The sequence below is a fragment of the Edwardsiella sp. A.80236 genome (assembly GCF_044540725.1).
GTDB lineage: Bacteria > Pseudomonadota > Gammaproteobacteria > Enterobacterales > Enterobacteriaceae > Edwardsiella > Edwardsiella tarda.
Genome location: NZ_JBIUCY010000006.1, coordinates 115,756 through 130,236 on the forward strand (window position 1 = coordinate 115,756; position 14,481 = coordinate 130,236).

Consider the following 14,481-nt stretch of genomic DNA (forward strand, 5'->3'; position numbering starts at 1 on the left):
ACCTCAAATAAAGTCTTCGGATGTTTCCTCTGCCGCCTAGTTAAGTTTGTTGATGTATTTGCCTAGGCGGCATTCATTCTGCCACTTTTCGTTGCTTATTATTTCCCCCGCTGTTGAGCGTCTATGTTTCTCGGGAATGCGTCGCGTCGGCGGCCTTCAGCTTAATGCATCCGTAGTAACCTGGGCGGCGTCAAAATCGACCCGCAGTTGGGTGATGGGCAACTGACGCCCGATGATCACCAGACGCGAGCAGGGGATCTCCTCAGCGCGCCAGGGCGAGCCATAGTCGAATCCGACTACCCGATGAATGCCTTGTACTACCAGGCGTTGGGGGTGTTCGTTGATGGCCAGAATGCCCTTATAGCGCAGCATGTCATGACCGTATTGTTCCACCCAACGCTCCATCGTCTGGCCGATACGCTGAAGATCCATGACGCCGCCTTCAAGCAGATGGGCCTGGATGGCGTCATCGACGGTGATGGCGGAGCTGGGCAGGGGGCGAAATGGGCGGAGCCGCGGCGGCGCGTCGCTGTGTGGGGTGAGGGTATGCCACCCTTGGGACAGGCTCAGTTCATCGTTGAGGGTGAAGGCGTGCAGATCCAGCCACTGCGCCGGCGGGCAGGCGCCGTGCTCGACTTGATAAATCTCGGCACGTGAGTTTATGCGTCGGATGCGGGCCAAGAGCGTTTCGCAATGCGCCGTGTCTACGGTATCGCATTTAGTCAACAGAATACGATCGGCACAGCCGAGTTGTGCGGCGACGACGGGGTGTTGATCCAACTGTGTCGCGAGGTGCTGGGCATCGGCCAGCGCGATCACCGCGTCCAGGCGTAGCGCGTCGCGTAGCGTGGGTTCGACGAAGAAGGTCTGTACGATCGGCGCCGGATCGGCGAGCCCGGTGCTCTCGATGATGAGATGGTCGAAGGTGAGCGCCCCCTGTTGGCGTCGTTGCAGCAGATCGCGCAGCGCCGCACTGAATTCACCGCGCACGCTACAGCAGACACAACCGTTACTCAACTCGGTGACGGAGACACTGTCATCGACCTCAAGCAGTGCCCCGTCGAGGTTGGCGGCGCCAAACTCATTCTCGACGATGGCCAGGCGACGATCCGTACCGTGGCGTAGGTAGTAATTGAGTAGGGTGGTCTTCCCGGCACCAAGGAAGCCGGTCAGTAGGGTGACGGAAACGGGGGTCTGCATAGTGTCCTCCTGTGTGGCTTGCCCGGCGTGGCCGGGCGTCATGCTGGTGAGCGATGCTGCCGCGTCGATGGCCGTGGCAGCGAGGGGGGTTAACAGCAGCGCGTGCTGCCCTTACCGCCGTAGCGTGCATCCTGACGTTCGCGAAAAAACGCCTCATAACTCATCGGCGTCTGTTCGGGATGTGTCAGGCGCATATGTTGCACGTAGTTGTCGTAATCGGGGACGCCGACCATCAGCTTGGCGGCTTGTCCCAGATATTTCCCGGCCTTGGCGAGCGTATCGAACATGGTTCCTCCGTGCTCCCCCGACGCTTTAGCGCCGGGGGATAGGGGTTAAGCTTGGCGGCGATGGCCCGGCGAGAGAGGCGTATCCGCCTGCGCTTGCGTGGGCAACGGCTGATAGGGCACCTCATGGGCGCTGGCGTGTGGGTTGCGTAGCGCCGCCAGTGCACACTTCAGGGAGAAGAGCCCCAATACCACGACCACCAGCATGAAGAACAGGGTCAGCCCGGCATCCAGACGATTGTTGAATACCAATTGCGCCAGTTGTGTCTGGGTGTACTGTGCCGGGATGTTGCCGCTGTCGATCATCGCTTGGAACTTGTTGGCCACGGCCAGGAAACCGACGCGCGCATCACTGCTGAAGGTTTTCTCCCAACCGGCGCTCATGGTGCAGACTAGCAGCCAGGCGGTCGGTAACAGGGCGACCCAAGCATAGGCTTGGCGCTTCATGCGGAATAGCACGACGGCACACAGCATCAGCGCCATGGCGGCCAGCATTTGATTCGCGATGCCGAACAGGGGCCACAGGGTATTGATGCCGCCGAGTGGATCGACGACGCCTTGGTGCAAGAAGTACCCCCAGGCCAACACACACAGCGCGGTGGCCAACAGATTGGCCGGCAACGAGTCGGTCTTCTTCATCGATGGCGAGATCACCCCCAGCAGATCTTGCAGCATGAAGCGTGCCGCTCGGGTACCGGCATCGACTGCCGTCAGAATAAACAACGCCTCGAACAGAATGGCGAAGTGATACCAGAACGACACATTCATCAGCCCGCCCAGCGCGCCATGCAGGATATAGGCCATGCCGACCGCCAGGGTCGGCGCCCCACCGGCGCGTGAGATGATGCTCTGTTCCCCCACCTCCTCGGCGATGGCGTGTAGGGCATCGGGGGTGATGTGGAAGCCCCAGCCGCTGACGACCTGCGCGGCGGAGGCCACCACATCGACGCTCCCGGCGGGTGCCAGCAGGGCCAGCGGGCTATTCATGGCGAAGTAGACCCCCGGATCGATGACGCAGGCCGCAACCAGTGCCATGATGGCGACGAAGGATTCCATCAACATGCCACCGTAGCCGATGAAGCAGGCTTGGTTCTCGTTGGCCAGCATCTTCGGGGTGGTGCCGGAGGCGATGAGTGCGTGGAAACCGGAGACCGCGCCGCAGGCGATGGTGATAAACAAGAAGGGGAACAGATCGCCCGCCCAGACCGGCCCACTGCCGTCGATGAAGCGGGTCAGCGCCGGCATCTGTAGCGTCGGGCGCATGATCAGGATGCCGATGGCCAGTCCGACGATGGTGCCGATCTTGAGGAAGGTGGAGAGGTAGTCGCGTGGCGCCAGCAGCAGCCATACCGGTAACACCGAGGCGACAAAGCCGTAGCCTACCAGCAGCCAGGTGAGCTGAACGCCGGTAAAGTCAAAGTAGGGCGCCCAGGTCGGACTTTCCGCCACCCATCCGCCGGAGATAATGGCGAAGATCAGACACAGTAGGCCGATGATCGACACCTCACCGATGCGCCCTGGGCGCAGGTAGCGAGTATAAATCCCCATGAACAGCGCCAGTGGAATGGTAAAGGCGACGGTATAGGTTCCCCAGGGGCTGTGTGTCAGCGCCTTGACCACGATCATCGCCAGCACCGCCAGGATGATCACCATGATCATGAAGGTAGCGACCAGGGCAATCACCCCGGCGGTGTTACCCATCTCCGTTTTAACCAGCTCACCCAGTGAGCGGCCATCGCGTCGCGTGGAGACGAACAACACCATGAAATCCTGTACCGCCCCGGCTAACACCACACCGGCCAGCAACCACAGCATACCGGGGAGGTAGCCCATCTGCGCCGCGAGCACGGGGCCGACCAAGGGACCGGCGCCCGCGATAGCCGCGAAGTGATGGCCGAAGAGCACCTTCTTATCCGTCGGCACGTAATCCAGGCCGTCATTATGACGCACCGCCGGGGTCATGCGTGTGGCATCGACGCCCAATACCCGTCGAGCGATATACAGCCCATAGTAGCGGTAGGCGATCAGATAGACACAAACCGCCGCGATGACGATCCACAGCGCGTTGATCTGTTCTCCACGATGGAGGGCGATATAGGCGAGAGAGGCGGCGCCGAGTAGCGCCAGTACGATCCAGATGAGGTATTTGCCGATCTTATCCATAACATTCCTTTAGCCTTTATTTTTTATGCATAGATCAATGAGGTTGCAAATAGTTAACGCCGCATAGTGGAGCATAGTGGATCGCGCCAGCGACATGGTTACATTTTGCAATATTGCTGTGGGATTGCAGGAGTGATCACTGATCATCTCTGCATTGATGTAACGCGAGGGCTTGTTACGTGATAGGGCGGGGAAGAAGGCATGAGAAGGCTAGGGGTATGCGCGAGCCGTCTTGGGGATGAGCCCGTGTCGAGTGAGGAAGGGAGGAGAGAGTACGAGGAGAGAACATGCGAAGGCCGAGCATCATCGGCCTCCGAAGCGGTCGATCAGGCGTGAGTTAATTCTCGCGGGCTTTCGTAGCCGTGCGCCTGAGCATCATGGATACACTCGGCGCGTTGGCGGAAGGTCTTTTCCGAGCAACAGATGATATAGCCGGTGTTCTCGACTTTACACCAGCGCCATTGACCATTGGTGGTGTTATAGAATTTCCAATAGGTTTCGTCTTGAGATTGATTCATTTTTTATAACCTGAAGGTCGACATGCGCATGACTTTGCCGGTCAGGCGCGATGGTTAACTGCGTTGAGATAATCGTGGGCGGCGTGAAGCGGTTTTGCCTGCCGGCAAGGAACCCATCGGAATGATGATGGATACGCCGCGTTTGCGCAACGCGCAATGGCCTGCAATATGTAACAATCTTCACAGCCGAATAGCGGCAGAGGCCGCCCTACGGTGCATGATGCGCGCGATGGCGCGTCAGCGTTAGTTATTTTACTCTGCAGAGTGGGGGGGAACAATGTGCCATTGTTAACAGTTTATAAAAAATAACCCTTTTTATTGTGGGTGATAACGCGCGATTATGGTATCGCGCATGCATGGTCACGCCGATTGCGCAAACGGAGAGGCAGCATACAGGCATGGTAGGGATGTTCTCGCTGCGGGCAATGTTCTACCATTACGTTACTCCAATCTATTTGACCTGATCCTATGGAATTATCATGCGTCAATTAATCGTACTTATCCCCCTGATCACTCTGCTCAGTGCCTGTAGCAATCATCCTGCGAAAAACGCCACCCCAGAGACGGCGGCGGAGGCCTTGAGCCGTAGTCAGAGCGGTGGCTTTGTGTTGCAGCCGGAACATAACGACTACCAGCCTAATGGTGACTTTGCCCGCGATCCCGCCGCCGCTCAGTTTATCGATGAGATGGTGCAGCAATATGGCTTCGATCGTCAGCAACTCGCCACGGTGCTCTCGCAGACCCAACGCTTGGACTACGTGCTGCGTTTGATGGATCGTCAGGCCCCGACGGGCCGGCCAGCCGCTGGCCCCAATGGCGCCTGGCTACGCTACCGCGCCAAGTTTATCACCCCGGATAACATCCAGAATGGGGTACAGTTTTATAATCAGTACTATGCCGAGTTACTGCGCGCGCAGCAGATCTACGGTGTGCCACCCGAGATCATCGTCGGTATCATCGGGGTGGAGACCCGTTGGGGGCGAGTGATGGGTAAGACGCGGACCATCGATGCGCTGGCGACCTTGGCCTTCGCCTATCCACGGCGTGCCGACTATTTTCGTGGCGAGCTACAAACCTACCTACTGATGGCACGGGAAGAGGGGAAAGATCCGTTGACGTTGCGCGGTTCGTTCGCCGGGGCCATGGGATATGGCCAGTTTATGCCGTCGGCCTTCCAAGCCTATGCCGTCGACTTTAACGGCGATGGACATGTCGATCTGTGGAACCCGGTGGACGCCATCGGCAGCGTGGCCAGTTACTTTAAGGGGCATGGCTGGACGCCGAATGGCGTCGTGGCGGTGCCGGCAAAGGGGCAGGCGCCGGGATTGGATCATGGCTTCAAGACGCGCTATACGCTGAGCGATCTGGCACAGGCGGGTTTGACGCCTCAGGGATCGCTGGGGGATTATCGCCAGGCTAGCCTGTTGCGTCTCGATGTCGGGAATGGCTATCAATATTGGTATGGCTTGCCCAACTTCTACACCATCACCCGTTATAACCACAGTACCCACTATGCCATGGCCGTCTGGCAGTTGGGTGAAGCGGTGGCCCGTTCGGCGGGACATTGATCGGCCCTCTGCTCGTATCGCTCCCGCCGCTCAGCATCCGCGCTGGCGGGAGTCCCCCTTTCTTGCCCTCCCTGAACATCATTGCGCGATATCGGCTTGCCAAGTACCGCTTTATATTTTAGTATTTTCTTAATTAAGTATTATCTAAACTATGGGGCGACGATGAGCGAGACGAGCGAGTTGCAACAGCTACAGGCTAGTGCCAGTCAGGCGGCGGCCTTACTGAAGGCGATGGGGCATCCGCAACGTTTGTTGATCCTGTGCATCCTGTTGGGGCAGCCCCGCACCGGTGCCGGCGACTTGGCGCGTGCGGTCGGACTGACCCCCTCGGCGACGTCCCAGCATCTGGCACGCATGCGAGCCGAGGGGCTGATCGACTCCGTCCGTGAAGGTACCCATGTGCGTTACATGATCCAGAATCCAGCCGTCGCGCAACTGATCGCCACGCTGAAAACACACTATTGCCCATAACGGGAGGTTGTCATGCAAGTCAATGTGCTTAACGCACGTCAGGCCAGTGAAATGGTGGCTCAGGGCGCGCAACTGATCGATATTCGTGACGCGCAGGAGTATGCGCGTGAACATGTCGCCGCGGCGACGTTGGTGCCGTTGACCCAGTGGCAACAAGGCAGCGCCTTACCCGCATTAAAACCGGAGACGGCGGTGATCTTCATGTGTCAATCCGGGATGCGTTCGGATAGCCATGCGGCGCTGTTGGCATCACGCGTCGCCCCGGCGCCAGCCTATGTGTTGCAGGGGGGGCTGAATGGCTGGAAACAGGCCGGTCTGCCGACGATCGAGGATCGGCGTCAACCGTTACCGCTGATGCGTCAGGTGCAGATCGCCGCCGGCTCATTGGTGTTATTGGGGGTGATTCTGGGATATGGCGTGTCGACGGGCTTTTTCCTGCTCTCCGCTTTTGTCGGCGCGGGACTGTTGTTTGCCGGTGTGAGTGGTTTTTGCGGTATGGCGCGTCTGTTGATGAAGATGCCGTGGAATCGTGGCCTGAGCCGCTAATCGCAACGTATCTAATCGCCGCCCGGCGAGCGCACGGGCGGCGGTAAGGGTACTGCTTAGTGGGTATCCGGGAAGGCGCTCTCGTCACGTTGCGCCATCGCCTCATACTCTGCCCAGCGTAGATCGACCACCCGTTGAGCGCTGGCCATCATGCGTTGCGCCTCTTGCGGGTGCGCGCGCATCAATGACTGGTAGCGGGTCTCATGTTGCCGGTACTCCAGCAACGGCAGGGATGGCCGTAGGCTATCGAGGATGAATGGATTGACGTGCCGTTCGCGTAATACCGGGTTGTAACGCATCAATGGCCAATGGCCGGCATAAACCGCGCGCTTCTGCTGTAACAGCCCTTGACGCATGTCGATGCCGTGGGCGATGCAGTGGCTGTAGGCGATGATCAGCGAGGGGCCCGGATAGGCCTCCGCCTCGCGTAGCACCTCCAGTGTTTGCTGCGGATTGGCGCCGAAGGCGATGCGTGCCACATATACGTCGCCGTAGGCGATGGCCTGCATGGCAATGTCCTTCTTCGCCATGGTCTTACCGCTCGCGGCAAACTTCGCCACCGCACCCAGAGGGGTCGATTTAGACATCTGCCCCCCGGTGTTGGAGTAGACCTCTGTATCCATCACCAACACATTGACATCACGCCCGGAGGCCAACACGTGATCCAGACCAGAGGATCCGATGTCATAGGCCCAGCCATCGCCACCGACGATCCACACCGAACGGCGCACCAGGTGATCCAACAGGCTCAGCAGGTTATCGACCTGCGCACCGCGCAGCGCACTCAGTCGCTCCCGTACCTGTTGTAGGCGGGCGCGTTGGGCGCGGATTTGGCTCTCGCGTTGTTGCGGGGCCTGTAGGATCTCGCTGACCAGCGCCTCCCCGATCTGTGGGGCCAGCGCCTGGAGTTGCGTCTGCGCCATCGCACGGTGTTGATCGGCGGCCAGGCGGAAGCCCAGACCGAATTCGGCGTTATCTTCGAACAGCGAGTTGGACCAGGCGGGGCCGCGCCCTTCCGCGTTATGGCTCCAGGGTGTGGTCGGCAGATTGCCACCGTAGATGGAGGAGCAACCGGTGGCGTTGGCCACCATCATACGATCCCCGAACAGTTGGCTGAGGGCTTTCAAATACGGCGTTTCGCCGCAGCCGCTACAGGCGCCGGAAAACTCAAACAGCGGCTCGAGGAACTGCACGCCGCGTACGTTGGAGAAATCCACTCGCGCCCGATCGGGCCAAGGGAGTTGTTCGAACCAGTCGAGCGCCCGTTTTTCTGCGTTGAGATGAGGCAACTTCTCCTGCATGCTGATGGCCCGTTGGGGCTCCGTTTGACCCGGCTCGCTGTGGCGTACCGGGCAGGCTTCGACGCACAAGCCGCAGCCGGTGCAATCCTCGGGATAGACCTGGAGGGTGTAGCGTGTTTCGGGGAAGCCACGCGCACTGATCGGGGCAGAGCGGAAGTCATCCGGTGCGCCAGTGAGCCGATCTTGATGATAAAACTTGGCGCGAATGGCCGCGTGCGGGCAGACAAAGGCGCAGTTACCGCATTGAATACACAGTTCGGGGCGCCAGATGGGGATCTCCAGCGCGATGTTGCGCTTCTCGAAGCGGGTGGTGCCGGTGGGGTAGGTGCCATCGGCGGGGATCAGCGAGACCGGGATACGCTCGCCGCGATCGAGTAACATCGCTGCGGTCACCTCACGCACGAAGCGGGGGGCGCTCGCGGGCAGTTGCCAGCCCTGCTCCTCGGCCTGGGTATCGCGGGGCGGTGGCGTGACGGCGTGTAGATTTTCCAGGGTCTTATCCACCGCCAGGAAGTTTTTGCGCACCACCTCCTCGCCCTTTTTACTGTAGGTCTTGCGGATGCTGCTCTTGATCAGCTCGATAGCCTGCTCTTTCGCCATCACCCCCGAGAGCGCGAAGAAACAGGTCTGCATAATGGTGTTGATGCGGCTGCCCATCCCGACGGCCTGAGCCACAGACGCCGCATCGATGACGTAAAATGCCAGCGACTTGGCGCGGATCTGGCGCTGCAGCGCGGCGGGCAGATGCCCCCATACCTCCTCGGCCGGATAGGGACTGTTGAGCAGGAAGGTGGCGCCGGGCAGCGCATGCTCCAGCATCTCCACGGTGTGGACAAAGTTAAACTGATGGCAACCGATAAAGTTGGCGCTACCGATCAGATAGGGGGAGTCGATGGGGCGCGGGCCGAAGCGCAGATGCGAGGTGGTTCGTGAGCCGGATTTACGCGAGTCATAGACGAAGTAGCCCTGGGCGTAGTAATCGGGTTGACCGCCAATGATCTTGATGCTGTTCTTGTTCGCCCCGACGGTACCGTCGGCGCCGAGGCCGAAGAACAGCGCCCGGATCTGATCGTCCGGTTCCGGTTTCCAATCGACGTCCCAGGGCAGGCTCAGCCCGGCGACGTCGTCGTGGATACCGATGGTAAAGAAGGGACGGGCCGTGGCGGCCTGTTGCTGTTCGAACACGGCTCGCGCCATCGCCGGGGTGAACTCCTTGCTCGACAGGCCATAGCGCCCGCCGCTTAGGCGTGGCAAGGCGCGGCGTAGGCCATGTTGCACACCATAGACCAGGGTGGCCAACACGTCTTGATACAGTGGCTCGCCTTGGGCGCCCGGTTCCTTGGTACGGTCGAGCACCGTTAATACCTCGCAGCTGGCGGGCAGCGCCTGAAGGAAGGCCTCACTGGGGAAGGGGCGATAGAGATGCACCGTCAGTACCCCGTAGTGCTCACCGTCGCGGTTGAGTAGGGCCGCGGTTTGACGCAGGGTGGCGGAGGCGGAGCCCATCACCACCACCACATGGCGGGCATCGGCCGGGCCGTCGTAATCCACCAGGTGATAGTGGCGCCCGGTCAGTTCACCGAAACGCGCCATCTGGCGCTCGACGATGCCAGGTACCCGCTGATAGTAGAGGTTGACGCTCTCGCGTCCCTGAAAGTAGGTATCCGGGTTCTGGGCGGTGCCGCGCATCATCGGTTGATCGGGGTTTAACGCCCGGGCACGGTGGGCGAGGACCTGATCGTCGTCGATCATGGCGCGCAGATCGTCCTCGCTCAACTTATGGATCTTATTGACTTCATGAGAGGTACGGAAGCCATCGAAGAAGTGGACGAAGGGGATGCGAGACTCCAGGGTGGCCGCATGGGCGATCAGCGCCAGATCCTGCGCCTGCTGCACCGAGGCGCTGCTCAGCATGGCGAAGCCGGTACTGCGGGCCGCCATCACGTCCTGATGGTCGCCAAAGATCGACAACCCCTGGGTCGCCAGTGAGCGCGAGGCGACGTGGAACACCGCGCTGGTCAACTCGCCAGCGATCTTATACATGTTGGGCAGCATCAACATCAGCCCTTGGGAAGCGGTGAAGGTGGTGCTGAGGGCACCGGCTTGCAGGGCGCCGTGTACCGTACCGGCCGCCCCGCCTTCGTGCTGCATCTCCATGATGGTGGGAATGTCTCCCCACAGGTTGGGCATGCCCCGACTGGCCCATTCGTCCGCCAGCTCCGCCATGGTAGAGCTGGGAGTAATCGGGTAGATGGCGCAGACTTCACTCAGTTTATAAGCCACCCAGGCGGCGGCTTCATTGCCGTCTAGCATGACCTCGTTATCCGGCTGGCTCATTCGGCTTCCTCCTCGCTAATCATCTCAATGGCATGGCAGGGGCACTGCAGGTAACAGGCGCGGCAACCGGTACACTTGTCGTAGTCGAAGCGGTAGCGCAGCCCCTTACCTAGCTTGATCACCGCCCCCTCAGGACAGGCACCGTAACAGCCGTCGCACTCGAAGCAGTTGCCGCAGGAGTAGCAGCGGGCGGCCTCATAGGTGGCCTGTTCGCCGCTCAGTCCGCCGATGATCTCGTCGAATCCGGCACGTTGTTCGGGGGAGACCTCCGGTTGGCGTGAGGCATCGGCATCGGTCTTGAACCACAGGTGCAGCCGGGGATACTCCAACACCGCCCCGCTGGGCGCCTTGTGATAGGGGTGGCCACGCAGCCAGCCGTCGATGTGGTGGGCCGCCTTCTTGCCATGCCCGGTGGCGATGGTTACGGTGCGCTCGGAGGGAACCATATCACCGCCGGCGAACAGCCCCGGGACGCGGGTCATCATGTGTTCATCCACCTCGACGATGCCGTCCGGACGCAGGGCGATCCCCGGGATACGCGTCAGTACGCGTGTATCGACGTCCTGTCCTAACGCCAGGATCAGACTGTCAGCTTGTAGGGTTTCGAAGCGGCCGGTTGGCTGTGGCCGTCCTTGCTCGTCGATGGTCATCTGTTCGACGGTAACGGTGGTACTGTCGATGTCACGGATGGTACGTAACCAGTTGATCTTGACCCCTTCCTCCATCGCCTCCTCCGCCTCAAAGGCGTGGGCTGGCATGTGGGCCATGTCACGGCGGTAGATGATCATCGCCTCATCGGCACCGAGGCGGCGCGCGGTGCGTGCGGCGTCCATCGCAGTATTGCCGCCGCCATAGATGGCGACGCGCCGCCCTAGCTGGGGGGCTTCACCGCGTTCGACGGCGGCCAGGTAGCTGACGGCGTCGAGGATCTTGCCGGCCTCGCGCGCCGGAATGTCGGTCTTCTTCGCCAGATGGGCGCCGATGGCCATAAAGACGGCGTCGAAGCCGCCATCGCGCATCTCTTGTAGCACGTCCTCGACTTTATGATTCAGGGTGAGGGTAATGCCCGTGGCGAGGAGGGCGTCGATTTCACGATCGAGGATGTCGCGCGGCATGCGATAGGCGGGGATGCCAAAGCGCATCATGCCGCCGGGCATCGGCCCCGCCTCGCGGATCTCGACCTGATGGCCCAGGCGGCGCAGGTGCCAGGCGCAGGAGAGGCCTGAAGGACCGGCGCCGATCACCAGTACCTTCTTGCCGCTGGCGACGGCATCGAGGCGTGGGCGCCAATGCTGCTCGAGGGCCATGTCGCCCAGGAAGCGCTCTACGGCATGGATGCTGACCGGTTGATCGGCCTGCAGGCGGTTACAGGCCTGTTCGCAGGGGTGGTAGCAGACGCGCCCATGGATCGCCGGCATCGGGTTGTTGGCGATGAGGGTTTGCCAGGCTTCTTCATAGCGTTGTTCTTGCACTAGCGCCAGCCAAGCTTGGATATTTTCCCCAGCGGGGCAGGCATGGTTACAGGGTGGCAGGGAATCCTGATAGACAGGGCGTTGGCTGCGGATGGGGCCGGTGCCGAGGGTGGCGCCCAGATCCGGTGGCAGCGTCATATCACGTTGGTTTTTGCTCATCATATTGCTTCTTTATCAGTTGTTGTACAGGGAAAGAGACAACCGTAAAACAGACCGCCAGCGTCAGTGCGCAGCAGTCGGTGTCGAGTGATAAAAGATAGCGGCCCGACGCGATTGGCGTGGCAAGCGGGTACGGGGCGGCAAACAATAAAAATGAGATTGTGGATAAAATTACGCCAAACTGGCGGGTAAAAACTGCGTCAGATCAATAATGGCGCCGTTTCTTCTTCTGAGCGAGGCTGGCGAATCATTCTATTTTTTAGAAATAGAATAAATAATATTACATATCAATCTATTAGGACGATTTTGCCAGCTCGGATGCCGGTGCGAGACGGCGAAAGTAGCTAATTGAAATAACTCATATAATTAACCATTAATCTGTGTAAATGGGATGTATTCCCCTCAGGGAACATGGCGCGGCAGTGTGTTTAAGAGCGTCTCAGCCAGCACCTGGACGCGGTGCGGCAGGGTGTGGCGTTGGCGGTAGATCAGGTAACTCCGCATCGGCAGGCTCGCGGCGTCCGTCAGGCAGGCCTGTAGCGTTCCTGCCTGAAGATCGGCGGCCACCGCGTAATAGGGCGCATAGAGCAGCCCGATGCCCTGGCGGGCCAATTCGATGGCCGGCAATAGGTTATCGCAGATACAAACACCGTTGACCTCACACTGCTGTATTTCACCGTGCGCAGCGCGGAAACGCCATAGGTTGCGTTGACCGCCCAGCATGCTGAGGGTGATGCAGCGGTGCGGCGCCAGATCGGCGGCCTGTCGCAAGGTTAGCGGATGGTGCGCCAGGTAATCGACGGAGGCGAAGATCCCCATGCGGAAGTCGATCAGCGGACGCGCGATGAGATTTTCATTCTGTGGCTGAAAGGGGCTGATCAGCAGGTCGCAGTCACTGTCGAAGATGGCGCCATATTGGCGCTCGGTGGCGCTCGGGATTCGGGTGCGCAGGTCGAGGACCAATTCGGGCATCTGCGCCTGTAGGGGGGCCAGCAGATGACGCGCCAGGAAGGCATGGATACCGATGGGGGCGCCGAGGGTGACGCCCCCTGCGAGGCTACGTTTATGTTGATCGGCGAGTGCTTGCAGGGCACGTTGTTGTTCCAGTAGCTGTTCGGCTTGTAATAGGAAGTGCTGGCCGAATTCGCTGGGCGTCAGGCCATGTTTATGCCGGTTGAATAGGGGCAGCCCTAAGCGACGCTCGATGGAGGCCAGGGCGCGCGATACGTTAGGCTGGGGCATCAGCAGCAATTGAGCCGCCCGCGTGATACTCCCTTGCCCGGCGATGGCGAGCACAATACGTAACTCATCGAATTTATAATCTTTCATTCTGAACTCGACCATAAGATATATATCAATATCGATATATATCTTTAGCATAAATATTAGCTGATGGTGTCAGCGACTCAGGCTATGATGCCGGCGAATGATAACCGCTGCAGGGGGCGAGCGCCTCAATGGGCCGAGCCGGCGAGGCACTTGCCCCTTTTTCCCCCGCTTTCAGCGGGGATTTTTTTAGCAGATTTAAGGTGTTATCGTCATTCCGTCGCACCGATGCTTCTTGGCGTTCGTCCTGTTCTTTTGGCCAGGCCGCGCCCTATTTAGCCTGTGCTACGCTTTTATTATCCCGCCGGCGGGTGTGGAGATCGTGTGTGATAGCAGATGGCGACGCGTCCCGTGATAACGGTGAGGCGGGGTGCCCTGTGTCTGGCGTATCGCTGATGCCGTGTCGTGGATGGGGATTTCTCTGAGGTAACGGCGCCGTGACTAAAGGAGCGGTGGAAGATGAAACGATTAAGGTTAAAGACGTTAGGGTGTATCGCCTTGCCGGCCTGCTTGCTGTTAGCCGGTTGTGCCTCGACGGTACCGAGTAAGGATCAATACGGTAACTATTTTACCCCTTACGAAAACGTGACGCGGGGGAGTACGGCATCGGGGCAGCCGGTCTTGTATTGGCGTGCGCCCGGCATCGATATGAAGCAGTTCAATAGCCTGATCTATCAGCCGGTGATCTATGCGCCGCGTCCGAAACCGACAGCGCAAATTAGCCAGAGTACGCTCGATCAGATCCTGGCTTATACCAACCAGCAGGTGAAGGCGGCGCTGGCTAGCCATTATCCGCTGGTGGATAAGCCGACGGGTAAGACGCTGATCTTCCGTGGGGCGATCACCGCCATCGATACCCAGCAACAGGGGTTGCAGTTCTATGAGGTATTACCGGTTACGCTGTTGATTGCCGGGACGCAGGCGGCGACGGGACATCGTACGCTGGATAGCGCCGTCTATCTCCAGGCGGAGTTTATCGATGCGGCAACCCATAAACCGGTGTTGAAAGTGGTACGCAAGATCTCCGGTAATCCGCTGCGCAATGAGCAGACACCATTGCGGTTACAGGATATGCAGCCCGCGTTGAATGCGTTGGGTAAGGATATCCGAGCCTTTAACGGTTTTGGCCAGTGAGG

11 protein-coding genes are annotated in these 14,481 nt (G+C 59.8%); 4 read left to right on the forward strand and 7 right to left on the reverse strand.

Annotation, left to right across the window (positions count from 1 at the left end; translation table 11 throughout):
• Positions 1-156: 156 nt before the first annotated feature.
• From ACEQFP_RS07415 to ACEQFP_RS07430, 4 genes are all read right to left on the reverse strand, one after another.
• Positions 157-1,200, reverse strand: a complete 1,044-nt coding sequence (locus ACEQFP_RS07415; protein ID WP_370547274.1) for a GTP-binding protein — start codon at positions 1,198-1,200, stop codon at positions 157-159.
• Between the two features lie 89 nt (positions 1,201-1,289).
• Positions 1,290-1,487, reverse strand: a complete 198-nt coding sequence (locus tag ACEQFP_RS07420) for a YbdD/YjiX family protein (RefSeq protein ID WP_005288677.1) — start codon at positions 1,485-1,487, stop codon at positions 1,290-1,292.
• Between the two features lie 45 nt (positions 1,488-1,532).
• Positions 1,533-3,647 (reverse strand): pyruvate/proton symporter CstA, encoded by a 2,115-nt coding sequence (cstA, locus tag ACEQFP_RS07425; RefSeq protein ID WP_047059397.1) that lies wholly within the window; start codon positions 3,645-3,647, stop codon positions 1,533-1,535.
• A gap of 326 nt (positions 3,648-3,973) precedes the next feature.
• Positions 3,974-4,165: a hypothetical protein gene (locus tag ACEQFP_RS07430; protein ID WP_005294393.1), complete on the reverse strand. Its 192-nt coding sequence runs from the start codon at positions 4,163-4,165 to the stop codon at positions 3,974-3,976.
• Positions 4,166-4,644: 479 nt separating this feature from the next.
• Here ACEQFP_RS07430 and mltB point away from each other — a divergent pair, with 479 nt between their 5' ends.
• The 3 genes from mltB to ACEQFP_RS07445 all read left to right on the forward strand — a co-directional run bounded on the left by mltB (position 4,645) and on the right by ACEQFP_RS07445 (position 6,750).
• The gene (gene mltB, locus ACEQFP_RS07435) at positions 4,645-5,733 is read left to right on the forward strand and encodes a lytic murein transglycosylase B (protein WP_005288662.1); all 1,089 of its coding nucleotides are present in this window, start codon (positions 4,645-4,647) and stop codon (positions 5,731-5,733) included.
• A 162-nt stretch (positions 5,734-5,895) separates the two neighbouring features.
• Positions 5,896-6,204 carry a helix-turn-helix transcriptional regulator gene (locus tag ACEQFP_RS07440; RefSeq protein WP_005288659.1) on the forward strand — a complete coding sequence of 103 codons (309 nt, stop codon included), beginning with the start codon at positions 5,896-5,898 and terminating at the stop codon, positions 6,202-6,204.
• A 12-nt stretch (positions 6,205-6,216) separates the two neighbouring features.
• Entirely contained in the window at positions 6,217-6,750 is a 534-nt protein-coding gene (locus ACEQFP_RS07445) for a rhodanese family protein (protein ID WP_035598790.1), read from the forward strand.
• Between the two features lie 56 nt (positions 6,751-6,806).
• Here ACEQFP_RS07445 and nifJ read toward each other — a convergent pair whose 3' ends face one another.
• The 3 genes from nifJ to ACEQFP_RS07460 all read right to left on the reverse strand — a co-directional run bounded on the left by nifJ (position 6,807) and on the right by ACEQFP_RS07460 (position 13,348).
• Positions 6,807-10,388 (reverse strand): pyruvate:ferredoxin (flavodoxin) oxidoreductase, encoded by a 3,582-nt coding sequence (nifJ, locus tag ACEQFP_RS07450; protein WP_047059402.1) that lies wholly within the window; start codon positions 10,386-10,388, stop codon positions 6,807-6,809.
• Positions 10,385-12,022: an NAD(P)-binding protein gene (locus tag ACEQFP_RS07455; RefSeq protein ID WP_005288648.1), complete on the reverse strand. Its 1,638-nt coding sequence runs from the start codon at positions 12,020-12,022 to the stop codon at positions 10,385-10,387. Before ACEQFP_RS07455 ends, nifJ begins: the two co-directional genes overlap by 4 nt.
• A 399-nt stretch (positions 12,023-12,421) precedes the next feature.
• Positions 12,422-13,348, reverse strand: a complete 927-nt coding sequence (locus ACEQFP_RS07460) for a LysR family transcriptional regulator (protein WP_005294405.1) — start codon at positions 13,346-13,348, stop codon at positions 12,422-12,424.
• Positions 13,349-13,804: 456 nt separating this feature from the next.
• On the opposite strand from ACEQFP_RS07460, the gene ACEQFP_RS07465 reads away from it, so the two are divergent.
• Positions 13,805-14,479 (forward strand): DUF3313 domain-containing protein, encoded by a 675-nt coding sequence (locus ACEQFP_RS07465; RefSeq protein ID WP_370547275.1) that lies wholly within the window; start codon positions 13,805-13,807, stop codon positions 14,477-14,479.
• Positions 14,480-14,481 lie beyond the last annotated feature (2 nt).